Source organism: Apilactobacillus sp. (genome assembly GCF_025290035.1).
Classification (GTDB): Bacteria; Bacillota; Bacilli; order Lactobacillales; family Lactobacillaceae; genus Apilactobacillus.
This window is the reverse complement of sequence record NZ_JAMBKT010000002.1, coordinates 38,220-63,314: the sequence shown is the minus strand read 5'-3', so window position 1 is coordinate 63,314 and position 25,095 is coordinate 38,220. Positions and strand designations below refer to the sequence as shown.

The following is a 25,095-nucleotide window of genomic DNA, read 5'->3' as shown; positions in this document are numbered from 1 at the left end:
TAAAAATGATAATTAAATGTTAAAATAAGATAGAATATATTTATTAAGACGAATAAAACTTTAAAAACTAATTCATGGAAGGAAAATTGATTAATGGCTAACATTTTAAAAAAATGGGTCGAAAGCGATAAAAGAGAAGTCAAAAGACTTAGCAAACTTGCTGACAAAGTTGAATCATACGCAGATGATTTTAAGAAACTAAGCGACGACGAACTAAAAGCTAAGACCACTGAATTTCAACAACGTTACCAAGATGGTGAAACTCTTGATGACTTATTACCAGAAGCATTTGCTGCTGTACGTGAAGGGGCAAGTCGTGTTCTTGGTTTAACACCATTCCATGTACAAATTATGGGTGGAATTGTTTTACATGAAGGTAACATTTCAGAAATGAAAACCGGTGAAGGTAAAACACTTACTGCCACAATGCCTGTTTACTTAAATGCTATTTCAGGTAAAGGTGTTCACGTTATCACTGTTAACGAATATTTATCACAACGTGATGCTGAACAAATGGGAGAATTATACAACTGGATGGGACTTTCTGTAGGCGTCAACTTAACAGACAAGAGCCCTGAAGAAAAACGAGAAGCATACAATGCTGATATCACTTACTCAACTAATAGTGAAATTGGTTTTGATTACTTACGTGATAACATGGTTGTTTACAAAGAAGATATGGTTCAAAGACCATTGAACTTTGCTATCGTCGATGAAGTAGATTCTATTTTAATTGATGAAGCTAGAACACCATTGATTATTTCTGGTCAATCAAAAGGTTCATCAGAACTATACATGCAAGCTGATCAATTCGCTAAGACTCTTAAAGAAGACGATGATTTCAAGATTGATTTGGAATCAAAGACTGTTGCTTTAAATGATCAAGGTATTGAAAAAGCTGAAAAGTACTTTAACCTAAAGAACTTATACGATACTGACAACACTGCTTTAACTCACCATTTAGACGAAGCACTACGTGCCAACTACATCATGCTTAAAGATAAGGATTACGTTGTATCTGATGATGAAGTATTAATCGTTGATTCATTTACAGGTCGTATCATGGACGGTCGTCGTTTCTCTGATGGTTTACACCAAGCTATTGAAGCTAAAGAAGGAGTAACCATTCAAGAAGAAAGTAAGACAATGGCCAACATTACTTACCAAAACTTATTCAGAATGTACAGTAAGTTAGCTGGTATGACTGGTACTGCTAAGACTGAAATTGATGAATTTAGAGAAATCTATAACATGGATGTTATCTCAATTCCAACTAACAGACCGGTAGCCAGAGTTGATGAACCTGACTTACTATACCCAACACTACAATCAAAATTTGATGCAGTAGTAGATGAAATTAAGAAGTTACATGAAAAAGGTCAACCAATTCTAATTGGTACAGTTGCCGTTGAAACTTCAGAATACATTTCACAACGTCTAAATGATGCTGGAATTCACCACGAAGTATTGAACGCTAAGAATCATGCTAAAGAAGCTGAAATTGTTGCTAATGCTGGTCAAAAGGGTGCCGTTACGATCGCCACTAATATGGCCGGACGTGGTACTGATATTAAATTAGGACCGGGCGTCGTTGAATTAGGCGGTCTAGCTGTTATTGGTACTGAAAGACATGAATCTAGACGTATTGATAACCAATTACGTGGACGTTCTGGACGTCAAGGTGACCCAGGTCTATCACAATTCTACTTATCACTAGAAGATGACTTAATGCGTCGTTTCGGTTCTGATAAGATTAAAGGATTCTTAGACAGAATGAAGGTTGATGGTGAATCAGCCGTAATTAAGAGTCGCTTAATTACAAAACAAGTTGAATCAGCTCAAAAACGTGTTGAAGGTAACAACTACGATTCTAGAAAACAAGTTCTACAATATGATGATGTTATGAGACAACAACGTAATGTTATCTATGATGAAAGAAACAAAGTTATTACTGAAGACACATCACTAGATTGGGTTGTTAAGCCAATGATTAAGAGAACAATCAATAGAATTGTTAACTTACACACCCAAGGTGATCAAAAAGACTGGGATTTAGATACAATTTTAGATTTCGCTGTTAGTGCATTGGTAAATCCAGATGCAATTTCTAAGTCAGATTTAGAAGGTAAGTCTGCTCAAGAAATCAAAGATTACTTAATCAACCTATCTGAACAAGTATACATTGAAAAGAGAGATCAATTATACGACCCACAACAAATGCTTGAATTTGAAAAGGTTGTTGTATTAAGAGTTGTTGACTCTCATTGGACTGACCATATTGATGAAATGGATCAATTGAGACAATCAATTGGTTTAAGAGGATACGGTCAATTAAATCCACTAGTTGAATATCAACGTGAAGGTTATCAAATGTTTGAAGAAATGATCTCAGATATTGATTACGATACCACTAGATTGTTCATGAAAGCTGAAATCAGACAAAATATCGAAAGATAATAAAAAAGCGAAGATGGACATTAGTTCTCTTCGTTTTTTTAGTAAGGAGCATAAGAATGGAAATAGCAGATGCTAGAAATGAAATAAGCTCAATTCAAAAAGCCATCCAAGGCTTTAGGGGGTCTCTTTGACCTAGATTCGCTACAAGCTAGTATTGAGATAAATGAATCTAAGATGGCCGAACCAGGTTTTTGGGATAATCCGGACGAATCTCAAACATTGATTAATGAAACGAATCGATTAAAGAAAAAATATGATAATTTTAATGCATTAAATTCTGAAGTTGAGGAATTAGAGTTAACTTTAGAAATGATTGAAGAAGAACCAGATCCATCATTAATTGATGAATTTGAATCTTCGTTAGTAGATACTAAAGCTCATTTAGAAAAGTATCGTTTAGGGATGCTTTTAAATGGTAAATATGATGCCAATAATGCGATTTTGGAAATTCACCCTGGAGCGGGTGGGACAGAATCTCATGACTGGGGCATGATGTTATTTAGAATGTATACCAGATGGGCTGACCAAAATGGTTTCAAGTTAGAAACCCTAAACTATCAAGCTGGTGAAGTTGCCGGAATTGATACCGCCACGATTTTAGTAAGCGGCGAAAATGCTTATGGATATTTAAAATCTGAAAAAGGTGTGCATCGTTTAGTTAGAATTTCTCCTTTTGATTCTGCCGGAAGAAGACATACTTCTTTCGCTTCAGTTGATGTAATGCCAGAATTAGACGACTCTGTAGACGTTGAAATTAATCCATCTGATTTAAGAGTTGATGTTTATAGAGCCAGTGGTGCTGGTGGACAACACGTTAATAAGACTTCTTCAGCTGTGCGTATCACGCATGAACCAACTGGGATTGTCGTTGCCAGTCAGGCACAACGTTCACAATTGCAAAATAGAGAAACAGCTATGAACATGTTGAAGTCAAAATTATATGAACTAGAAGAAGAAAAGAAAGAACAACAAAAGGCTCAATTAGAAGGTGAACAAAAAGAAATTGGTTGGGGATCTCAAATTAGATCATACGTATTCCACCCATATTCAATGGTAAAAGATCATCGTACTAATTATGAAACAGCTAAAGCACAAGATGTAATGGACGGGGATTTAAATCCATTTATTAATGCCTTTTTACAATGGAAGTTGAGTAAAAACAATCCAAATTAGACAGGGGAATATACATGAGCGAAATACTGACAGTTTTATTGATTCTAATTCAACCAGTTTTATGGTTGGGAATCTTAAGAAACTATATTATCTATAGAAAACGTTTAACAAAACAAAGACGCGACTTTAACACATCAATTTATGCCAATAACTATGAAATTAAACATTTTTGGCTTAGTTTTATATTATTAGGAATTGTCGGAAGTGCGATTTCAATCATCTTAGGAGTATACCTACCAGTTACTTGGATCGTAGTATACCAATTACTATTAATCGTCAATTTAATTTTAATTCCAGGACAATTTTTGAACTTGATTACCTTTGGAATTGCAACCGCAATTACCTGGTTGATTTATCAAGTTAAGTTCTTTAACGGAGTTGATACTTTCGGGATTAATATTCAATCAACAGACTTCGGCAACGTGTTGCTTTTATTAACAATCGTGATTTTATTAATGGCTTTATACAGCCGCTTTGTGCTAGGTAACTATGCGAATCCACAAATTTTTAAGAACCAAAGAGGTAACAAAGTTGCTGGATATTTGACTAAAGAATTTACAGTTCTTCCATTATTAGTATTAATTCCGGGAGACCAAATTCAACAAGTGATGCATTGGTGGCCAGTATTCGGCTACGGAGATCATAAATTTAGCTTACTGATTTTACCAATGATGTTGGGAATGAGAATCACCATCTTCAAGTCATTGCCAAAAGCCTTTTTCAAAATTATGGCTAAAAAAATCGGTTGGTTAGTAGTAGTAGGTGTTATTTTATCAGGAGTGACATATTACTTTAAAAATGTGGAAAACATCGCATTATACTCTATCGCTGGATTAATTGTTTTATACATTATTACTGTTTTAATGATTAAAAGAAGTGATAGCAAACAAGATACCTGGTTCTCTGATGCAGTAAACGGACTAAGAGTTATTTCAATTCGTCCTGATACTCCCGCAGAAAAGATGGGTGTGCAAATTGGTGATTTAATCGTTGAAGTTAACAATATCAAAATTAATTCAGAAGATGAATTTTATAAAGCAATATTAACATCACCAACATTCTGTCGTTTGAAAGTATTGAATAGGGAAGACAGAATCAAAATTATGGAAAGTGCAATTTATAGCGACTCACCAAATGAATTAGGGGTCGTTTTGATTAAGGAAAAATAACCTTAAGGTTCATTTAATGAACTTTCGCTAAAATGCCAATTATAGTAACGAAGGGGAATTTAAGATGAATAAAATTTATCGTTCACAAACCAACAAATTATTAACAGGAACATTAGGTGGAATTGCTGAATACTTCAACATCAATGCACAAATTATTAGAATTCTTTTCGTAATTCTTTCAATTTGGCCTGGTCATTTAATCTTCGGATTATTGGCTTACGTTGTTTGTTTAGTTTTCATTCCAAGTAAAGACAATGATCAAAACAGTGGTCGTCGTAATTTAACAGACGTGGATGAATACGATCATAAATAGGAGGATGCAATGAGAATATTAGGAAGAATCTTAATTAATACATTATTATTTATGGCAATTGCTGGTTTCTTTCAAGGTAGTTTCTATGTAGCAAGTATCACCACCGCATTAATTGCTGCAGTGGTATTAGCGGTATTAAATGCGCTAGTAAAACCAGTGCTATTTATATTATCATTGCCAATTAACATTATTACATTAGGACTATTTAGTATTGTTTTAAATGGAATTATGTTGGAAATAACATCTGCTGTAGTTGGAAGTAATTTCCATTTTGCATCATTTGGAATGGCAATAATCGCTGCATTGATTATGTCGATTTGTAATATTATTTTGTCAGACTACTAATTAATTATGAAATGCATCTAATAACATGATAAAATTAACTTATCAGAACTGGAGGTAAAATCATGGCTTATAGTGTAACGGTTGCAGACCTAGTCGAGAATACCCATCTAGATATTTTTTATGGTGAAGAATACCTAGATCGTCCAATTACCACTAGTGATATTTCTCGTCCTGGTTTGGAATTAACAGGATACTTTAATTACTATCCTGCAAAGAGAATTCAATTATTGGGAATTACTGAAACTTCATATGCAAAGGGTATGGATAGTAATGAGCTGTTTGAGGTCATGAAAAAAATGTGTTTACCAGAAACACCTGCCTTTGTGGTTTCAACCCAATTAGATCCACCTGATGAATTAATCAGAGCTGCCAAGAATCAACACATTCCAGTATTAGGTTCAAAGCTTACTACTTCAAGAGTTTTGAGTAACATGACTAACTTCTTAGAAGGTAAACTAGCTGAAAGAAAATCTATCCATGGAGTTTTAATTGACGTTTATGGATTAGGGGTCTTAATGACTGGAGACTCTGGTATTGGTAAGAGTGAAACAGCCCTAGAACTTGTAAAACGTGGACATCGACTAATTGCTGATGACCGAGTAGAAGTTTACCAACAAGATGAACAAACATTGATTGGACAAGCACCAACAATTTTGCGTCACTTATTGGAAATTAGAGGAATCGGAATTATCGATGTGATGAACTTATTTGGTGCTGGTGCCGTTCGTTCACAAACCAAAGTTGATTTAATCGTTCATTTGGAAAATTGGTCTGATGATGCTCCATATGACAGATTAGGTAATGGTGACGAAACTAGAAGAATCTTTGATGTTGACGTTCAAAGAGTTAGCATCCCTGTTAAAACAGGTCGTAACCTAGCCATCATCATTGAAGCTGCTGCCATGAACTATCGTGCTAAAAAGATGGGATATGACGCAACTAAAGTCTTTGATGACAACTTAAATAACTTAATTAAAGAAAACTCAGGAAACAAGAAATAAAATCTTTCCAGGGAAGTGAAAAGTAATGCATTCAATCGCATTAAATCCGATTGCGTTTAACTTAGGACCAGTTGCGGTTCATTGGTACGGAATCTTTATCGCCTCCGCTGTATTAATTGCGGTCTTTTTATCTGTTAAAGAAGGTCGCAAGCGCGGAATTGATCCAGATAATATATATGACATGATTTTATGGGCACTTCCAGTGGCCATTATCTGTGCTCGTATTTATTACGTGGTTTTCCAATGGCCATATTACAGCCAACATTTAAATGAAATCATTAAAATTTGGGACGGTGGAATTGCTATCTACGGAGCGCTAATCGGTGCTGCAGTGGTAGTTTATCTATACTGTCGTAGTAAGTTAATCTCTGTTTGGGCGATGTTAGATGTAATCGCACCAACAGTAATTATGGGTCAAGGAATCGGTAGATGGGGTAACTTTATGAACCAAGAAGCTTTTGGTAACATTACAAGCTTAGCGTTCCTTAAGTCACTACACTTACCAACGTTCATAATTAATCAAATGTATATTCAAGGCTTTTATCGCCAACCTACATTTTTGTATGAATCATTATGGGATTTATTAGGATTCGTATTATTAATGAATCTTCGTCACATTAACAAGTTTTTCAAACGTGGTGAAGTGGTTTTATCTTACATCATCTGGTACTCATTCGGTCGATTCTTCGTAGAAGGGATGAGAACTGATAGCTTGATGCTATTCGGTGGCATTAGAGTATCTCAAATGTTATCAATTGTGCTATTTATTGGGGCAATTGCATTGATGATTTATCGTCGTAAAAAAGAAGCTGACTTACCATATTATTTAGATGGTAGTAAGTTGGTTTAACAATTAAGGAGTAATTAGAATGACAGAAAAAATTGCAGTTTTAGGAGCAGGTTCATGGGGAAGCATGCTTGCAACTATTTTAGTAGAAAATGGTAATGAAGTACGTTTGTGGTCATACAAACAAGCTCAAGTTGATGAATTAAACAATCAACACACAAATGAAAAATACATTAAAGATTTTACATATCCGAAAGAATTAGTTGCTTATGGTGATATGAAAGAAGCCATCAGAGGTGTAGACGATATTTTATTCGTTGTTCCAGCTCAAGTAACTAGAAATACTGCTAAACAAGTTAACGAAATTCTAGAAGAACTAGACATGTCAGTTAACATCATTCATGGTAGTAAAGGAATCGAACAAAAAACATATAAGCGAATGTCTGAAGTGCTATCAGAAGAAATCGATCCAAAGCATCGTAAATCTGTTTCAGTTATTTCAGGACCTAGTCAAGCAGAATCAGTTGCTAAACACGATATTACTTTAGTTACTACAGCTTCAGAAAACATTAAAGATGCTGAACACATCCAATCATTATTCATCAATGAATATTTCAGAGTTTACACAAACGATGACATTATCGGTGTTGAAATTGGAGCGGCTTTGAAGAACATCATCGCAATCGGTGCCGGAGCATTATATGGTTTAGGCTATGCTGATAACGCCAAAGCTGCGCTAATGACTCGTGGTTTAGCTGAAATTTCACGTTTAGGAACTTCATTTGGTGCTAACCCATTAACATTTACTGGTCTTTCAGGATTTGGTGATGTGATTGTTACTGCCACAAGTAGTGACTCAAGAAACTGGCGTGCTGGATACCAATTAGGTAAAGGTGAAACACTAGATGATATTGTTAAGAACATGGGAATGGTAATCGAAGGAATTGCTACAGCTGAAGCTGCTTATGAATTAGCAGCTCAACGTGGTATTGATATGCCAATCACATCAGCAATCTACAAAGTGCTACACAACCAATTAACAATTGATGATGCAATTAAACAATTAATGAACCGTAAAGGTCGAGAAGAATTAGACTAATCGATATAGGAGTTTATAAAGATGAAAAAGATTAAAAAGGCAATCATTCCAGCTGCTGGATTAGGAACTAGATTCTTACCAGAAACTAAGGCAATGCCAAAAGAAATGTTACCAGTAGTTGATAAACCAGCAATTCAACTAATCGTTGAAGAAGCAATTGAATCAGGAATCACTGATATCCTAATCATTATCGGTAAAGGCAAACGTGCCATCGAAGATCATTTTGATTCAAACACTGAACTAGAATTAAACCTCGAAAGTAAAGGTAAAAAGGAAATGTTAGAAGCAGTTAAGAAAACTAATGGCTTAAACATTTACTTTAAACGTCAAGAACATCCAAATGGTTTAGGGGATGCTGTATATACTGCCAAGAGTTTTGTTGGCGATGATCCTTTTGTTATCATGTTAGGTGATGACTTAATGGAAGATAAAACACCATTAACTAAGCAATTAATTGATAGTTACGAAGAAACAGGTTCTTCAACTTTAGCTGTTATGAGAGTGCCTCATGAAGATACTTCAAAGTACGGTGTAATTAACCCAGCTAAAGAAGTTAAAGATGGCCTATACGACGTTGTTAACTTCGTTGAAAAACCAAATCCTGAAGACGCACCTAGTGATTTAGCGATTATCGGTCGTTACTTATTAACTCCTGAAATCTTTGATATTTTGGAAAACACTAAGCCAGGTAAAGGTAATGAAGTTCAATTAACTGATGCTATTGATACATTAAATAAAGATGGTAAAGTTTACGCTCACGAATTCAAAGGTGACCGTTTCGATACTGGTAACAAGTTCGGTTGGCTACAAACCAACATTGAATTTGGACTACAACATCCAGAAGTTGCAGACCAATTGAAAGAATACATTAAAGATTTAGCTAAGAAACTTTAAAATTAGTTTGGGTGCTAATTAATGGACAAATCTATCATATGATAGTAAAGTATCATTTATTGAATATATGAAAGGGGAAGTTAATTATGGAAAAATATGACGTAATTGTTATTGGTGCTGGACCTGGTGGAATGACATCCGCACTATATGCTTCTCGTGCTAATTTATCAGTTTTAATGATTGATCGTGGTATCTACGGTGGTCAAATGAACAACACAGCTGAAATTGAAAACTATCCTGGATTCAAATCCATTTTAGGACCAGATTTAGCTAAGAATATGTACGAAAGCTCAACTAACTTTGGCGCCAAGTATGAATACGGAACTGTTGAATCAATTGAAGACAAGGGTAATTCAAAGATTGTTAACACCGACCAAGGTAGTTACGAAACAAGTTCTGTTATCATTGGTACTGGTTCACAATACCGTAAACTAGGCGTGCCTGGTGAAGATGAATACGGTGGAAGAGGAGTTTCTTACTGTGCCGTATGTGATGGTGCCTTCTTCAAGAACCGTGAAGTCGTAGTTGTCGGTGGTGGAGATTCAGCTATTTCTGAAGCACTTTACCTTGCTGGTTTAGCTTCGAAAGTAACTGTTATTCACCGTCGTGATCAACTTCGTGCACAAAAAGTTATTCAAGACCGTGCATTTGCTAATGACAAAATTGAATTCATTTGGGACACTAATGTAACTGAAGTTATCGGAGATGACATGAAAGTTACTGGTGTAAAAACTGTAAACAACAAGACTAACGAAGAAAGTGTTGTTGACGCTTCTGGTGTATTTATTTATGTTGGTAACAACCCAATGACTGAAGCATTTGCGAACCTAAACATCACTGATGAAAAAGGTTGGATTAAGACTAACGAAAGAATGGAAACTGATATTGATGGTGTGTTTGCCATTGGAGACGTTCGTCAAAAAGAATTAAGACAAGTAACTACTGCCGTTGGAGACGGTGGAATTGCTGGTCAAAACGCATTTGAATACGTTTCATCATTATAAAAAGTAATCAAAAAGACTGGTTTTAATACCAGTCTTTTTTTACTCTTAAAAAGGAGAACATTAGTTTTAGAAAGTTTGTTCGTATGTTAAAATATTATTAAATATGAATGAAAAGGGTCGAAAACCCTACGAGTGAACAAAGGAGGACTTTGTTTGGAAATCCAACGCGAAAATAATAATAAATTTGAATTAGTATCAAAATATAAACCTACTGGTGATCAACCAGAGGCTATTAGTCAATTAACCAAGGGGATTGAAGATGGACAAAAGCAACAAATCCTATTAGGGGCTACGGGTACAGGGAAGACCTTTACGATTTCTAATGTGATTAAAAATGTGAATAAACCAACGTTGATTTTATCGCATAATAAAACATTAGCGGGTCAACTATATAGTGAATTTAAAGAGTTCTTTCCTAATAACGCAGTTGAATACTTCGTTAGTTATTATGATTACTACCAACCAGAAGCATATGTACCTTCAAGTGATACCTATATTGAAAAGGATTCTTCAATCAATGATGAAATCGATAAACTACGCCATGCCGCAACTAACTCATTACTAACTAGAAATGACGTTATCATTGTTGCATCTGTTTCATCCATTTTTGGATTAGGAAGTCCTAAAGAATACTACAAACATACGATTGCACTAAATGTGGGTCAACAAATCGAGCGAGATGAATTACTAAGAAGACTAGTTGAAATCCAATTTGATCGAAATGATATTGATTTTCAGCGTGGTCGATTTAGGGTTCATGGAGATGTTGTTGATATTTTTCCTGCTTCGGGAGACCAACACGCGTTTAGAATTGAATTCTTTGGTGATGAGATTGATTCTATTAAAGAAATCGACACATTAACCGGTGAATTTATTGGTAAAAAAGACAATATTATTATCTTCCCAGCAACCCACTTTTTGACTGATGATCAAAACATGGATCATGCATTAAAAGGAATTAAGGAAGAAATGATAGAACAAGTTGCCGAATTTGAAAAAGAAGGTAAATTGCTAGAAGCGCAACGATTAAAACAACGTACTACTTATGATATTGAAATGATGGCAGAAATGGGATATACCAACGGAATTGAAAATTATTCCAGATATATGGATAATCGAAAACCGGGTGAAGCACCTTATACGCTATTAGATTTCTTCCCAGATGATTACTTGTTAGTAGTCGATGAATCACATCAAACATTGCCACAGGTAGGTGGGATGTACAACGGTGATAAAGCTAGAAAAGAGCGTTTAATTGAGTACGGTTTTAGATTGCCTAGTGCTCTTGATAATAGACCGCTAAAGATGCCCGAATTTAAAGAACGTGTTAATCAAGCAATTTATATGTCTGCGACGCCAGGACCACGTGAATTGGAAGAGACACCTGAAAAGAACATTGTTCAACAAATTATTCGACCAACTGGTTTGTTAGATCCAACGGTAGAAGTGCGTCCAATTATGGGACAAATGGATGACTTAGTTGGTGAAATTAACGATCGAATCGAAAAGAACGAACGTGTTTTTGTTACGACTTTAACCAAGAAAATGTCTGAAGATTTAACTGATTACTTGAAAGACCTAGGGATTAAAGTGGCATACTTACATTCAGATGTTAAGACACTGGAAAGAACTAAAATAATTAGAGATTTACGACTAGGTAAATATGATGTTTTAGTTGGAATTAACTTGTTAAGAGAAGGAATTGACGTTCCTGAAGTTTCACTAGTTGCTATCTTAGATGCCGATAAAGAAGGATTCCTAAGAAATGAACGTTCATTGATTCAAACGATTGGACGTGCTGCCAGAAATGAAAATGGGGCAGTTATTATGTACGCTGACTATGTAACTGATTCAATGCAAAAAGCAATCGATGAAACTGCCAGAAGACGTAGCATTCAACAAGAATACAATAAAGAACATCAAATTACGCCACATACAATTAAGAAACCAATTCGTGACTTAATTAGTTATGGTAATAAAGATGATAATGATAAAGAAGATCATTCATTTATCGAATCTGATTTCCAAAAACTAACCAAGAAAGATCAAAAACAAATGATCGAAACATTAACCAAGGAAATGAAACAAGCAGCCGCAAAACTAGATTTCGAAAAAGCTGCTGCATTGCGTGATACGGTGATGGATTTAAAGAGTCAGATGTAAGGAGGAAACAAGGTGCAAAACGATAAGATTGTTATTAAAGGTGCCCGTGCACATAACTTAAAGGATATTAGCGTTTCAATTCCTAAAAACAAACTAACAGTAATGACCGGGTTGTCAGGTTCTGGAAAGAGTTCTTTGGCATTTGATACTTTATATGCAGAAGGACAACGTCGATACGTGGAAAGTCTTTCCTCATACGCTCGTCAATTTTTAGGCCAAATGGATAAACCAGATGTCGACTCGATTGAAGGATTAAGTCCAGCGATTGCGATTGACCAAAAGACAACTTCGAAAAATCCTCGTTCAACGGTTGGAACAGTTACTGAAATCAATGATTACTTTAGATTGTTGTGGGCACGAGTTGGAACTCCAATTTGTCCTAATGACGGAACTAAGATTACTAGACAATCGATTGATCAAATGATGGATGCGGTTCTAGCCTTACCCGAAAGAACTAAGATGCAAATTTTGTCACCTGTTGTTAGGGAACAGCGTGGTCAACACAAGAAGATCATCGAAAAAATTAAGCGTGAAGGTTTTGTCCGTTATCGTGTTGATGGCGAAGTGCACGAAATCGAAGATGATATTGAATTAGATAAGAATAAACACCACAACATTGAAATTGTGGTGGATAGAATTATCGTTAAAGATGGCATTAAATCAAGATTATCTGACTCACTAGAAACCGCATTACGTTTAAGTGAAGGATATGCGATTGCGGATTTAATGGGTGCAGGGGAAAATCTAATTTTCTCAGAACATTATGCTTGTCCACTTTGTGGGTTCACTGTTAGTGAACTAGAACCAAGACTATTTTCATTCAATTCACCAATTGGGGCATGTCCAAGTTGTGATGGTTTAGGGATGAAACTAGAAGTGGATGAATCTCTAATCATTCCAGATACCTCTAAAACGCTAAATGAAGGGGCAATTGAGCCTTGGAACCCAATTAGTTCTAAATACTACCCAAGCATGTTAGAGCAAGCGTGTGAACAATTTGGTATCGATATGGATACTCCATTTAATAAGTTACCGAAAAAACAACGTGACATAATTATGTACGGATCAAATGGGAAAAAATTTCATTTTCATTTTGATAGTACTAATGGTTTTGGTGGCATTAAGGATACTGATGCTGAATTTGAAGGGGTTGTAAATAACATTGACCGTCGTTATCACGGTACCAATAGTGATTTTACAAGAGACCAAATGCGTCAATATATGACAGAGTTAACATGTCAAACTTGTCATGGTTACAGACTGAATGAAGAAGCATTAAGTGTTAAAGTTGATGATTTAAATATTAGTGAAGCAACTGATTTAGATGTGATTAAAGAATTGAATTTCTTCACCGATTTACATTTTGGTGAAAAAGATAGCGTTGTTGCTAAACCAATTCTAAAAGAAATTATTGATCGTCTAACTTTCTTAAAGAATGTTGGACTAGATTATTTAACTTTATCTAGAACTGCAGGAACCCTTTCTGGTGGGGAATCACAAAGAATTAGATTAGCAACGCAAATTGGTTCCAATCTTTCTGGAGTCCTATATGTGTTAGATGAACCATCAATTGGGTTACATCAAAGAGATAATGACCGACTAATTTCTTCACTAAAGGCAATGCGTGATTTGGGGAATACTTTAGTTGTGGTTGAACACGGTGAAGATACGCAAAGATCAGCAGATTATATTGTTGATATTGGACCTGGTGCAGGAACTAATGGTGGTAACGTGATGGCAGCTGGAACACCGGAAGAAGTGGCTCAAAATGATAATTCATTAACTGGTCAATATCTATCTGGTAAAAAGTTTGTGCCAGTGCCATTAAAACGCCGTAAGGGTAATGGTAAAAAGATTAAGGTCACTGGAGCTAGTGAAAATAATCTAAAAGACGTTACTGCTGAAATTCCATTGGGTGAATTTAATGTTGTTACCGGAGTTTCTGGTTCAGGTAAATCAACATTAATTAATCGAATTGTGAAGAGAGCAATCGCACAAAAGATTAACCATAATTCTGAAAAGCCAGGTAAGTATAAGAGTATCTCTGGTTACAAAAATATTGATAAGCTTATTAATATCGACCAAAGCCCAATCGGAAGAACGCCAAGAAGTAATCCGGCAACTTACACCGGTGTCTTTGACGATATCAGAACATTATTCGCTGAAACCAATGAAGCGAAGCTAAGAGGATATCAAAAGGGTCGTTTTAGTTTTAATGTTAAGGGTGGACGTTGTGAAACCTGTCATGGGGATGGAATTCTAAAAATTGAAATGAACTTCCTACCAGATGTATACGTACCATGTGAAGTTTGTCATGGTAAACGATACAATGCTGAAACACTTGAAGTACAATACAAAGGGAAAAATATTTCTGATGTATTAGACATGACAGTCGATCAAGCGTTGGAATTCTTCTCTGCAATTCCAAAGATTACTAGAAAATTAGAAACCATTGATGAAGTAGGATTAGGCTATGTTCAATTAGGCCAATCAGCAACCACTTTATCTGGTGGGGAAGCACAACGAATGAAGTTAGCTTCTGAACTATATAAGAAATCAGCTGGTAATAATCTATACATTTTAGATGAACCAACAATTGGATTGCATACTGATGACATTAACCGTTTACTAGTTGTTTTGCATGAATTAGTGGATCAAGGCAACACCGTTTTAATTATTGAACATAATTTAGATGTGATTAAAACAGCTGACCACATTATTGATTTAGGACCTGAAGGTGGAGATGGTGGTGGAACCATTATTGCAACTGGAACTCCTGAAGAAGTGGTGGAAGTTGCTGATAGTTATACCGGTCAATATTTAAAACCAGTCTTAGAACGTGATACTAAGCGAACTAAAGAAAGTCAAAAATAAAAAGGTGCTTTTTAGCACCTTTTTTATTGCTTAATAAATGACACACCCGGGTACGTGTGTTATAATTCTTGGGTTATCTTAAAAAGGAGAGGAGGGACCAGTCAAATGAGAACTTTAAAAAACGTCGTTGTGATTGGTGGCGGAACGGGTTTGCCAGTGGTCTTAAATAATTTAAAAGACAAAGATGTTAATATTACATCAATCGTAAATGTCTCTGATGACGGCGGTTCTTCTGGAAAACTAAGAAAAGCTGCTAACGTTGTCCCTCCTGGTGATATCAGAAATGTATTGGCATCACTTTCCAATTTACCGCAAACTGAACTAGATTTATTCCAGTATCGTTTTAACGATAATAATGACTTTTTATCAGGACACTCATTAGGAAATTTAATTATTACCGCAATGACTGAAATGAAGGGTGACATTAATGTCGCCGTTAAGCTATTAAGTCAAATGATGGACATCACTGGGAAAATATATCCTTCTACAAACCAAAAATTACAGCTCTGTGCTGAATTTAAAGATGGTTCGACTATGAAGGGTGAATATGAAATTACCTACGCTGATAAGCAAATAAATCGTGTTTGGGTGGAAACAGATGACCCCGATAACCCACCAGTAGCAAATCAAGAAGTGATTGATGCCATTTTAGAGGCTGATCAAATTGTATTAGGACCAGGAAGCTTATTTACAAGCATTCTACCTAATTTAATGATTTCAAATATTGGGGATGCGATTATAAAGTCAAAAGCACAAGTTGTGTATATATGTAATATCATGACGCAATTTGGCGAAACTGATAATTTTACTGATGCCAATCACGTTGAAGTCTTAAATAAACACATGAACAGCAATTTTATAGATGTTGTGATTGTTAATAAGACACCAGTTTTAGATAGTCAAATTGATCATCAAAGATTTAATGAAATATCTAGTCCAGTAGAACATGATGAGAATAGATTAGAAGAATTGGGATGCCAAGTGATTTACGACGATTTCTTATTATTAACTAATCGTGGGGCATTTCATAATGGAAAAAAAGTGGCTGATAAGTTAGTCGAATTAGTCACCAAAGAATAGGATGATGCAACATGTCATATGCTAGTGACGTAAAAAAAGAACTAACAACCTTAGAAGTGCATAAAAAGAATGCGAAGGCGGAATTGATGGCATTAATTCGTATGAACGGTTCAATTTCGCTTGCTAATCGTAAGATTATTCTAAATATTCAAACAGAAAATCCTGCCATAGCACGTCGAATTTACAAATTAATCTTAGAATTTTATAAGGTTGAAAGTAAGTTAGTTGTTAGAAAGAAAATGAAATTAAATAAAAATAATGTCTATGTTGTACGAATTGCTGATCAAGCACAAGCAATCTTGGATGACTTAGGGATTTTAGAAAATTTCCAAATCGTCGAAAGGGTTCCAGTCGAATTATTAAAAGACGATTCCCAAGTACGTTCTTATTTAAGAGGGGCGTTTTTAGCCAGTGGTTCTGTAAATAATCCGGAAACTTCTAGATATCATTTGGAAATATATTCATTGTATGAAGAACATAATGACATGATTTCTGAAATGATGAATAATTACGATTTAAACTCTCGAACAACCGATAGAAGAAGTGGATACATCACGTATTTGAAGGAAGCTGAAAAGATAGCTAACTTCTTACAATTAATTGGTGCCACTAATGCAATGCTTAAATTCGAAGATGTGCGAATTATGCGAGATATGCGTAATTCTGTTAATAGATTGGTAAATTGCGAAACTGCTAATATGAACAAGGTAGCGAATGCTTCAACTAAGCAATTAGCTAACATCAAGTTCATTGATGAAACGGTTGGTTTAGATCACTTACCAGAAAAATTATATGAAGTCGCAATGACTCGAATGAAAATGCCAGAGGTTAGTTTAAAAGAACTTAGCGAATCACTACCAAGTGGGAGTATTTCTAAGTCAGGAATTAACCACAGATTAAGAAAAATTAATGAGTTTGCTGACAAATTAAGAGAAGAAGCGATATAAAAAAGACTTAGCTGTCATAGCTAAGTCTTTTTTTATTATTTACGTTCAGAACTGTTAGTCATGATGCTATCAATTAAACCGTAGTCAACAGCTTCTTGAGCGCTTAAGTATTTATCACGTTCAGTATCTAGGTTAACTTTTTCAATTGATTGACCTGAGTTTTGAGCTAAGATTTCGTTAATCATCTTTCTAGTCTTCAAAATTGATTCCGCTGCAATAGCGATTTCAGTTTGTTGACCTTGGGCACCACCAGAAGGTTGGTGAATTAGAACTTCAGAGTGAGGTAAAGCAAAGCGCTTACCTTTGGCACCTGAAGATGCTAGCACACTGGCCATTGAAGCAGCCATACCCATAACGATGGTTTGAACATCAGCTTTGATGAATTGCATAGTATCGTAAATTGCCATACCTGCAGTTACCACACCACCTGGAGAGTTGATGTATAGGTAAATATCTTTTTCAGAATCTTGTGCATCAAGGAATAATAGTTGAGCAATAATGGTATTAGCCATGTTGTCTTCGATTGGACCTGATAGCATGATGATTCTGTCTTTTAATAATCTTGAGTAAATGTCATATGCACGTTCACCGCCTGATGATTGTTCAATGACAGTTGGGACTAAATTCATAGTGTTATCCTCCCTTACAGATAATTCATTTTTGAATTATTATAATTTTATATCAATGGTCAATTAAGGTCAAATGATTTAACTATAATAATTACTAGTGCATCTGGAGGGAATCGAACCCCCATTAAAAGAACCGGAATCTTTGGTGCTATCCATTACACTACAGATGCGTTTAAACAGGTTAAACTATAGCGGAATTGGCGTTAAAATTCAAGATAGTGAATGAGCTAATTGATTTGCAAACATAAAATAGCACTGATATACTAATGAAGTAGGATTAGACAACTACTTTAATAAAAATAACTATTCGTAATTATTTTTAAAATACTGAGCAAGTATTGTAGACTGATCAGTAAAAAAGTAGTAACATTTAATCCGTACGTAGTACTTAAATTTATTTCTCTAGGAGGAAAACAGTTATGACTGTAAAAATTGGTATTAACGGTTTTGGTCGTATTGGTCGTTTGGCTTTCAAACGTATCCACGAACTAAACTCAGACGAAATTGAAGTTGCTGCTATCAACGATTTAACAACTCCTTCAATGCTTGCATACTTATTAAAATATGATTCAACACATGGTAAATTCCCAGGTGAAGTTACTTCAACTGATAACGGAATCGTTGTTGACGGTAAGGAAGTTCCAGTTTACGCTGAACGCAATGCCGCTGACCTACCATGGGTTAAAAATGATGGTGTTGACTTTGTACTAGAATGTACTGGTTTCTACACTTCAGAAGAAAAATCACAAGCTCACTTAGACGCTGGTGCAAAGCGTGTTCTTATTTCTGCACCTGCAGGTCAAATTAAGACTGTTGTTCCTGGTGTTAACTTGGATACTCTAAACTCAGATGACAAGATTGTTTCAGCTGGTTCATGTACTACAAGTAGTATTGCACCAACTGCTTACTTCTTGAACAAGGACTTTGGTATCAAAGTTGGTACTATGACTACTATTCATGCCTTTACTTCAACTCAAGCTATCTTAGATGGCCCTCGTGGTAAGAAGTTCAGAAACAACCGTACTGCATCAACTAACACTATTCCTCATTCAACTGGTGCTGCTAAGGCCCTAGGTCTTGTTGTTCCAGAACTTGACGGTAAGTTAAATGGTGTTGCTCAACGTGTTGGTATTGTTGACGGTTCATTAACTGAATTAACTGCTATCGTTGAAAAGAAGAACGTAACAGCTGATGAAATTAACGCTAAGATGAAAGAATACACTGAAGGTAACGAAGCATTTGGTTACAACGATGAACCAATCGTTTCAAGTGATATCATTGGTGATACTCACGGATCAGTATTTGATGCTACTCAAACTGATGTTACTACATTCGGTGACGACCAACTTGTTAAAGTTTGGTCATGGTACGATAACGAATGGGGCTTCACTTGTAACATGGTTCGTACTTTACTACACTTCGCTCAACTATAATCTTAATTATAATTTAGCAAGTTTTAAGGTGGAGGAGGCAAATGCCTCCTCCATTTTTTATAATAAATAATTTTAAAAATCTTTGAAATTATACTTTAAATGAAGTATATTGAAATTGTTACATTTATTTATTAAATATTGTTTGGGAGGTAATCTAGATTGGCTAAGACAGTTGTTTCTGATTTAGATTTAAAAGGTAAAAAAGTTTTAATGCGTGTTGACTTCAACGTTCCTATTAAAGATGGCGTTGTTGGTGATACTAGTCGTATCGTTGGTGCTATTCCAACAATCAAATACGTAATCGAACATGGTGGAAAGGCTGTATTATTCTCACATCTTGGTAGAATCAAGAGTGAAGATGATAAGAAAGAACTTTCACTACGTCCAGTTGCTGCAAAGCTATCTGAACTAATCAACAAGCCTGTTACTTTTGTTCCTGAAACAGAAGGTTCACAACTTGAAGATGCAATTAACAACATGAGCGATGGTGACATTGTTGTTGTTGAAAACACTCGTTTTGAAGACGTTGTTGACGGTGAAACTGTTAAACGTGAATCGGGTAATGATCCTAAGTTAGGTGAATACTGGGCTTCACTTGGTGACTGCTTCGTAAACGATGCATTCGGAACTGCTCACCGTTCACATGCTTCAAACGTTGGTATTGCAACTGCTATGGAAGCTAACGACAAACCTGTTGCTGCTGGTTTCCTAATGGAAAAAGAAATTAAATTTATCGGTGGTGCCGTAAACGATCCTAAACGTCCATTTGTTGCCATCTTAGGTGGTGCAAAGGTTTCAGATAAGATTGGTGTTATCGACAACCTACTAGATAAAGCTGATAAAATTATCATCGGTGGTGGAATGACTTACACATTCTACGCTGCTAAAGGTTTCTCAATTGGTAACTCACTAGTTGAAAAGGACAAGATTGATACTGCTAAGGAAATCTTAGAAAAGGGTGGCGACAAGATTGTTCTACCTATCGACTCAATCGTTGCTCCAGAATTCAACAACGATGCTCCAATTCAAACTGTTGGTGAAAATATTCCTGATGGTCAAATGGCTCTAGATATTGGTCCTAAGAGTATTGAATTATTCGAAAGCGTTCTAAAAGATGCTAAGACTGTTGTTTGGAACGGACCTATGGGTGTGTTTGAAATGAGTAACTTTGCTAACGGTACATTAGCTGTTGGTAAGTTCTTAGGTCAACTAACTGACGCAACTACTGTTGTTGGTGGTGGTGACTCAACTGCCGCATGTAACGAATTAGGTATTGCTGACAAGCTATCACACGTTTCAACTGGTGGTGGAGCTTCTCTAGAATACATGGAAGGTAAGACTTTACCAGGTATTGCTTCAATCACAGATAAATAAGATAAGTTATCTTTTTAAGATTCGATGTATAACATCGGGTCTTTTTTTTGTATAATAAGAGGAGTGGGAATTGCCTAACAAGGTAATTGCTAAACAGGATATTCATTGCGAAAAATGATATCATTAAATTGTGGCGTTAAACGATAATTATAATAAGAGTATAGGAGGTATAAAATGAGAACTCCTTTTATTGTTGGAAATTGGAAGATGAACTTAACATTATCTGAAGTAGAAGATTTCCTAAGTACAGTCAAAGGAAGATTGCCAGATCCACATGACGTGGAATGTGCAATTGCTGCATCTTCAATTTATATGGATGCTTTGACTAAATTTTGTAAAGAAGAAAAAAACTTAAAAACCGCAGCACAAAACTGCTTTTATAAAGATTCAGGAGCATATACTGGTGAAGTTAGTCCAATGGCACTAGCCGACATGGGCGTTAAGTATGTGATGCTTGGTCATTCTGAACGTCGTAAATACTTTGACGAATCAAACAAAATGATTAATAAAAAAGTAAAAGCAGTAATTAAAAATAATATGACACCGATAATTTGTTGTGATGAAACCATGGCAAAAAGAAAGACAGTCGATGAAATGAATTGGGTGGTAAACCCAGTGATTGAAGCATTGAAGGGGATTTCACCTGAAGATGCCAAGCACGTGGTGATTGGCTACGAACCTAGTTGGGCAATTGGAACTGGTCGTACTGCTAGTGCTGCAGAAATTCAAGAAGCTTGTTTTTTAATTCGCGAAACTTTAATTGATCTATATGGTCAAGATATCGCTAACGAAATTAGAATTGTATATGGTGGAAGTGTTAATTCACGCAATGTTGCTGAAATTATGAAGCAAGAGGATGTGGATGGAGTTCTTCCTGGAAAGAGCAGTTTGAAGGCCGAAGAATTCATAAAAATCGTTAATTATCAAAATAATTAACAGATTGAACAGTTTTTTATTGAAAGTTAGTCGTTAAAATAATAAAATGAAAGTAGCCTTGATTCCGAGGTAACAACTTTCATTAAGGAGAGAATAAAATGTCAATTATTTCAGATATTTATGCTCGAGAAGTACTAGATTCTCGTGGAAATCCTACAGTTGAAGTAGAACTATATACTGAAGCAGGTGCAATGGGACGCGGTATCGTTCCTTCAGGTGCATCTACTGGTGAACACGAAGCCGTTGAATTACGTGACGGTGACAAAAACCGTTTCATGGGTAAAGGTGTTACTAAGGCTGTTAACAACGTTAATAACATCATCGCAAAAGAAATCGTAGGTTACGATGTAACTGATCAAGTTGCTATCGATGAAGCTATGATTAAGCTAGATGGAACTCCTAACAAAGGTAAGTTAGGTGCTAACGCTATTCTAGGTGTTTCTTTAGCTGCTGCGCGTGCTGCTGCTGATGAACTAGGTGTTCCTTTATACAACTACTTAGGTGGTTTCAATGGACACGTATTACCAACACCAATGATGAACGTTATCAATGGTGGTAAACATGCCAACAACAAGGTTGACTTCCAAGAATTCATGATCATGCCTGTTGGTGCGGAAACTGTTAAGGAAGCTATCCGTATGGGTGCTGAAACTTTCCACAACCTAAAAGCTATCTTGAACGAAAAGGGTTACTCAACTGCCGTAGGTGACGAAGGTGGTTTTGCCCCTGACTTGAAGAACAACGAAGAACCATTTGAAATTTTAGTAGAAGCAATTCAACGTGCTGGTTACAAACCAGGTAAAGACGTTTCAATCGCCTTTGACTGTGCTGCTTCAGAATTCTACGATGCAGAAACTAAGAAGTACAACTTAGTAGGTGATGGTAAGTCATACTCTGCTGATGAATTTGTTACATTGCTAGAACAATTAGTTGACAAGTACCCAATTATCTCAATCGAAGATCCTTTGGATGAAAACGAATGGGAAGACTGGCAAATGGCTACTGAACGCCTAGGTAAGAAAGTTCAAATCGTTGGTGATGATTTATTCGTAACTAACACTGATTACCTACAAAAAGGTATTAAGAGTGGCGTTGCTAACGCTATCCTAATCAAGCTTAACCAAATTGGTACTTTAACAGAAACTGTTAACGCTGTTGAAATGGCTAAAGAAGCTAACTACACAGCTATCATCTCTCACCGTTCAGGTGAAACTGAAGATACTACAATTTCTGACTTAGTTGTTGCTCTAAACGCTGGTCAAATTAAGACTGGTTCAATGAGTCGTGGCGAACGTATCGCTAAGTACAACCAACTAATGAGAATTGAAGATCAATTAGCTTCAGTTGCAGAATACAAGGGTATCAACTCATTCTACAACCTAACTGAAGAAGCTCGTAACAACGTTATTAACAAATAATAACTTGTTATAAATAAAAAAGCATTGAATGTTTCAATGCTTTTTTTGTACATATTTTTGAATGTTATTTCATGTGGATAAAGAGGCGGACAATTTGCAAGTTGATAATATTAAAAGGTTTAAATCAGTTTTATATGGGGTACTGATTGGAATCGCTGCGGGATTAATAGTTAGTTTATTTAGACTAGGAATTGAGAACCTATCAAAAGGTTTCCTATTACTAGCCAAATTAGCTAAACATAATTTAGGCTTTTTAGCGCTATTGATATTGATTAACGTTTTAATTGCGTTAATTGGTTATAGCTTGATTCAAGAAGATAAAAACATCAAAGGTTCAGGAATTCCACAAGTAGAAGGTTTACTAAATGGTGAATTAACTTATTCTTGGTGGTCGGTTCTATCTAAAAAATTCGTAGGTGGGATTTTAGCGATTTCCAGTGGTTTATTCTTAGGAAGAGAAGGGCCTTCAATTCAATTAGGAGCGACCACTGCGCAAGGACTTTCCAAATTGTTGAAACAAAACAGCGATGATGAAAAAGTTTTAGTTTCCGGTGGAGCTGCAGCTGGACTATCTGCGGCATTTAATGCACCCATTGCTAGTACATTATTTGTACTAGAAGAGATCTATCATAACTTTTCCACATCAGTGTGGATAGTTTCATTATCAGCTGCTGTAAGTGCAAATTTTGTTTCTAGTGCTATCTTTGGCAAGGTTCCCGTTTTACACATGGCATATTCACATGTGATTCCGTTACACATTTATCCTTACTTAATTGGTTTGGGGATTATTTTAGGATTGTGCGGAATGATTTATGAATGGTCAACATTGCATATTAATGATCTATATGAAAAATTGAACTGGGTTCCAAACATTGTGTGGATAACAATTCCATTTATGTTAGTAATTCCATTTGAAATGTACTTACCCACAATCGTAGGTGGTGGAAGTACAATGGTTTTATTAATCGCCAAAGTAACACCAACACTAACAATTTTGATCTGGTTTTTAATTATTAGATTTTTCATGTCTATTTTGTCTTATTCAACTGGTTTACCCGGTGGCATATTTTTACCAATGTTATCATTAGGAGCACTAATAGGGGCGATTTATGCCCAAATATTGATATCATACGGAGTCTTACCACAGATTTATTTTGTTAACTTCATTATCATATCAATGAGTGGATTCTTTGCTTGTGTAGGGAAAGCACCATTTACAGCTATTTTGTTAATTACTGAAATGGTTGGATCACTACAAAACTTGATGTCATTAGCTTTTGTGACCTTAGTTGCTTATGAAGTAACTGATTTATTGGGTGGAAGTCCAATTTATAATGAAATGCTACAAAAAATGTTAAGTCCGCAAAAGTTATTAACAAGTGGAAAACTAACAAACCTATATTTCTCTATTCAAGTAGGGTCTGTAATGGATCAAGCGGCAGTAAAGGATATCAATTGGCCTGATGGTTGTATCATTAGAGCAATTAAACGAAATGAACAGTATATTGTTCCGGATGGGGATACTATCTTAAAGGCTGGGGATAACATCGAGTTATCAACAAACTATGATAATCGTGGATATGTTTATTCTCATGTGGAAAAATTAACGCTGGACGATTAAAAAATCTGGTTTAATTGGCATGTTTATCATTTCTATGATAAACTAGGCTGTAAAGATAAAGTTAAAGATGAAACCTATTTACATTTAGGTAGGAGGCAACGAATTGTATAATTTCTTAATGGATATAATTTGGATTGACAGTGTATTAATTATTATTGCTGTCTTAATGCAACCAGCAAAGACTAATAATGACGCAATGTCTTCTTTAACCGGTGGTGCAGATGATTTATTCGCTAACGCTAAGCCACGTGGTTTTGAAGCATTTATGCAAAAAGTAACAGTTGTGCTATTAATTATTTTCTTTGCAGCTGCACTTGGACTAGTTTGGTTCTCTTCACACTAGTTAATTAACTCCTGTACGAATATGTTACAGGAGCT

Annotated in this window: 20 protein-coding genes, 1 tRNA gene and 1 pseudogene; 20 read left to right on the top strand and 2 right to left on the bottom strand. The window is 35.6% G+C overall.

Annotation, left to right across the window (positions count from 1 at the left end):
* Positions 1–93 precede the first annotated feature (93 nt).
* From secA to whiA, 14 genes are all read left to right on the top strand, one after another.
* Positions 94–2,457, top strand: a complete 2,364-nt coding sequence (secA, locus tag M3005_RS01610; protein ID WP_293793062.1) for a preprotein translocase subunit SecA — start codon at positions 94–96, stop codon at positions 2,455–2,457.
* Between the two features lie 56 nt (positions 2,458–2,513).
* Positions 2,514–3,630, top strand: a protein-coding gene (gene prfB, locus M3005_RS01605) for a peptide chain release factor 2 (protein ID WP_293793060.1) whose coding sequence is annotated in 2 segments (ribosomal slippage) — positions 2,514–2,585 and positions 2,587–3,630 — 1,116 coding nt in all. Because the reading frame shifts where the segments join, the coding sequence is not laid out codon by codon here.
* A 14-nt stretch (positions 3,631–3,644) separates the two neighbouring features.
* A complete protein-coding gene (locus M3005_RS01600) occupies positions 3,645–4,799 on the top strand; it encodes a PDZ domain-containing protein (RefSeq protein ID WP_293793057.1) in 1,155 nt (384 codons plus the stop codon).
* A gap of 64 nt (positions 4,800–4,863) precedes the next feature.
* Positions 4,864–5,112, top strand: coding sequence for a PspC domain-containing protein (locus M3005_RS01595; RefSeq protein WP_293793054.1), 249 nt, complete (start codon positions 4,864–4,866; stop codon positions 5,110–5,112).
* A gap of 9 nt (positions 5,113–5,121) precedes the next feature.
* Positions 5,122–5,457 (top strand): phage holin family protein, encoded by a 336-nt coding sequence (locus M3005_RS01590; RefSeq protein WP_293793051.1) that lies wholly within the window; start codon positions 5,122–5,124, stop codon positions 5,455–5,457.
* A gap of 62 nt (positions 5,458–5,519) precedes the next feature.
* Entirely contained in the window at positions 5,520–6,458 is a 939-nt protein-coding gene (hprK, locus tag M3005_RS01585; protein ID WP_293793049.1) for an HPr(Ser) kinase/phosphatase, read from the top strand.
* 25 nt (positions 6,459–6,483) lie between these two features.
* Positions 6,484–7,308: a prolipoprotein diacylglyceryl transferase gene (gene lgt, locus M3005_RS01580; RefSeq protein WP_293793047.1), complete on the top strand. Its 825-nt coding sequence runs from the start codon at positions 6,484–6,486 to the stop codon at positions 7,306–7,308.
* 19 nt (positions 7,309–7,327) lie between these two features.
* Complete coding sequence (locus M3005_RS01575) at positions 7,328–8,344, top strand: NAD(P)H-dependent glycerol-3-phosphate dehydrogenase (RefSeq protein WP_293793045.1); 1,017 nt, start codon at positions 7,328–7,330, stop codon at positions 8,342–8,344.
* A 21-nt stretch (positions 8,345–8,365) separates the two neighbouring features.
* Positions 8,366–9,238, top strand: coding sequence for a UTP--glucose-1-phosphate uridylyltransferase GalU (galU, locus tag M3005_RS01570; RefSeq protein ID WP_293793043.1), 873 nt, complete (start codon positions 8,366–8,368; stop codon positions 9,236–9,238).
* Positions 9,239–9,321: 83 nt separating this feature from the next.
* Entirely contained in the window at positions 9,322–10,242 is a 921-nt protein-coding gene (trxB, locus tag M3005_RS01565; protein WP_293793215.1) for a thioredoxin-disulfide reductase, read from the top strand.
* Between the two features lie 153 nt (positions 10,243–10,395).
* Positions 10,396–12,405, top strand: coding sequence for an excinuclease ABC subunit UvrB (uvrB, locus tag M3005_RS01560; protein ID WP_435370535.1), 2,010 nt, complete (start codon positions 10,396–10,398; stop codon positions 12,403–12,405).
* 12 nt (positions 12,406–12,417) lie between these two features.
* Entirely contained in the window at positions 12,418–15,279 is a 2,862-nt protein-coding gene (uvrA, locus tag M3005_RS01555; RefSeq protein WP_293793041.1) for an excinuclease ABC subunit UvrA, read from the top strand.
* Positions 15,280–15,384: 105 nt separating this feature from the next.
* The gene (locus tag M3005_RS01550; protein ID WP_293793039.1) at positions 15,385–16,359 is read left to right on the top strand and encodes a gluconeogenesis factor YvcK family protein; all 975 of its coding nucleotides are present in this window, start codon (positions 15,385–15,387) and stop codon (positions 16,357–16,359) included.
* An 11-nt stretch (positions 16,360–16,370) separates the two neighbouring features.
* Complete coding sequence (gene whiA / locus M3005_RS01545; protein ID WP_293793037.1) at positions 16,371–17,306, top strand: DNA-binding protein WhiA; 936 nt, start codon at positions 16,371–16,373, stop codon at positions 17,304–17,306.
* Positions 17,307–17,341: 35 nt separating this feature from the next.
* Here whiA and clpP read toward each other — a convergent pair.
* Together clpP and M3005_RS01535 are read right to left on the bottom strand one after the other, a co-directional pair.
* Positions 17,342–17,938 (bottom strand): annotated as a pseudogene (gene clpP / locus M3005_RS01540) (ATP-dependent Clp endopeptidase proteolytic subunit ClpP); the annotation flags it as partial.
* 95 nt (positions 17,939–18,033) lie between these two features.
* Positions 18,034–18,105, bottom strand: a tRNA-Arg gene (locus tag M3005_RS01535).
* Positions 18,106–18,354: 249 nt separating this feature from the next.
* On the opposite strand from M3005_RS01535, the gene gap reads away from it, so the two are divergent.
* The 6 genes from gap (at position 18,355) to secG (ending at position 25,060) form a co-directional block, all read left to right on the top strand.
* Positions 18,355–19,368 (top strand): type I glyceraldehyde-3-phosphate dehydrogenase, encoded by a 1,014-nt coding sequence (gap, locus tag M3005_RS01530; RefSeq protein ID WP_053949769.1) that lies wholly within the window; start codon positions 18,355–18,357, stop codon positions 19,366–19,368.
* Between the two features lie 159 nt (positions 19,369–19,527).
* On the top strand, positions 19,528–20,742 hold the full coding sequence (locus tag M3005_RS01525) for a phosphoglycerate kinase (protein ID WP_293793033.1): 1,215 nt from the start codon (positions 19,528–19,530) through the stop codon (positions 20,740–20,742).
* A 174-nt stretch (positions 20,743–20,916) separates the two neighbouring features.
* Positions 20,917–21,678, top strand: coding sequence for a triose-phosphate isomerase (gene tpiA, locus M3005_RS01520; RefSeq protein ID WP_293793032.1), 762 nt, complete (start codon positions 20,917–20,919; stop codon positions 21,676–21,678).
* 98 nt (positions 21,679–21,776) lie between these two features.
* Complete coding sequence (gene eno / locus M3005_RS01515) at positions 21,777–23,096, top strand: phosphopyruvate hydratase (RefSeq protein WP_053949772.1); 1,320 nt, start codon at positions 21,777–21,779, stop codon at positions 23,094–23,096.
* A gap of 94 nt (positions 23,097–23,190) precedes the next feature.
* Positions 23,191–24,717 carry a ClC family H(+)/Cl(-) exchange transporter gene (locus tag M3005_RS01510; RefSeq protein WP_293793030.1) on the top strand — a complete coding sequence of 509 codons (1,527 nt, stop codon included), beginning with the start codon at positions 23,191–23,193 and terminating at the stop codon, positions 24,715–24,717.
* Positions 24,718–24,820: 103 nt separating this feature from the next.
* Positions 24,821–25,060: a preprotein translocase subunit SecG gene (secG, locus tag M3005_RS01505; RefSeq protein WP_053949774.1), complete on the top strand. Its 240-nt coding sequence runs from the start codon at positions 24,821–24,823 to the stop codon at positions 25,058–25,060.
* Positions 25,061–25,095: the final 35 nt, after the last annotated feature.

Coding starts and splice junctions, on each gene's coding strand:
- secA (WP_293793062.1), top strand. CDS start 94: ATGGCTAACATTTTAAAAAAATGGGTCGAAAGCGATAAAAGAGAAGTC.
- M3005_RS01600 (WP_293793057.1), top strand. CDS start 3,645: ATGAGCGAAATACTGACAGTTTTATTGATTCTAATTCAACCAGTTTTA.
- M3005_RS01595 (WP_293793054.1), top strand. CDS start 4,864: ATGAATAAAATTTATCGTTCACAAACCAACAAATTATTAACAGGAACA.
- M3005_RS01590 (WP_293793051.1), top strand. CDS start 5,122: ATGAGAATATTAGGAAGAATCTTAATTAATACATTATTATTTATGGCA.
- hprK (WP_293793049.1), top strand. CDS start 5,520: ATGGCTTATAGTGTAACGGTTGCAGACCTAGTCGAGAATACCCATCTA.
- lgt (WP_293793047.1), top strand. CDS start 6,484: ATGCATTCAATCGCATTAAATCCGATTGCGTTTAACTTAGGACCAGTT.
- M3005_RS01575 (WP_293793045.1), top strand. CDS start 7,328: ATGACAGAAAAAATTGCAGTTTTAGGAGCAGGTTCATGGGGAAGCATG.
- galU (WP_293793043.1), top strand. CDS start 8,366: ATGAAAAAGATTAAAAAGGCAATCATTCCAGCTGCTGGATTAGGAACT.
- M3005_RS01550 (WP_293793039.1), top strand. CDS start 15,385: ATGAGAACTTTAAAAAACGTCGTTGTGATTGGTGGCGGAACGGGTTTG.
- whiA (WP_293793037.1), top strand. CDS start 16,371: ATGTCATATGCTAGTGACGTAAAAAAAGAACTAACAACCTTAGAAGTG.
- gap (WP_053949769.1), top strand. CDS start 18,355: ATGACTGTAAAAATTGGTATTAACGGTTTTGGTCGTATTGGTCGTTTG.
- tpiA (WP_293793032.1), top strand. CDS start 20,917: ATGAGAACTCCTTTTATTGTTGGAAATTGGAAGATGAACTTAACATTA.
- eno (WP_053949772.1), top strand. CDS start 21,777: ATGTCAATTATTTCAGATATTTATGCTCGAGAAGTACTAGATTCTCGT.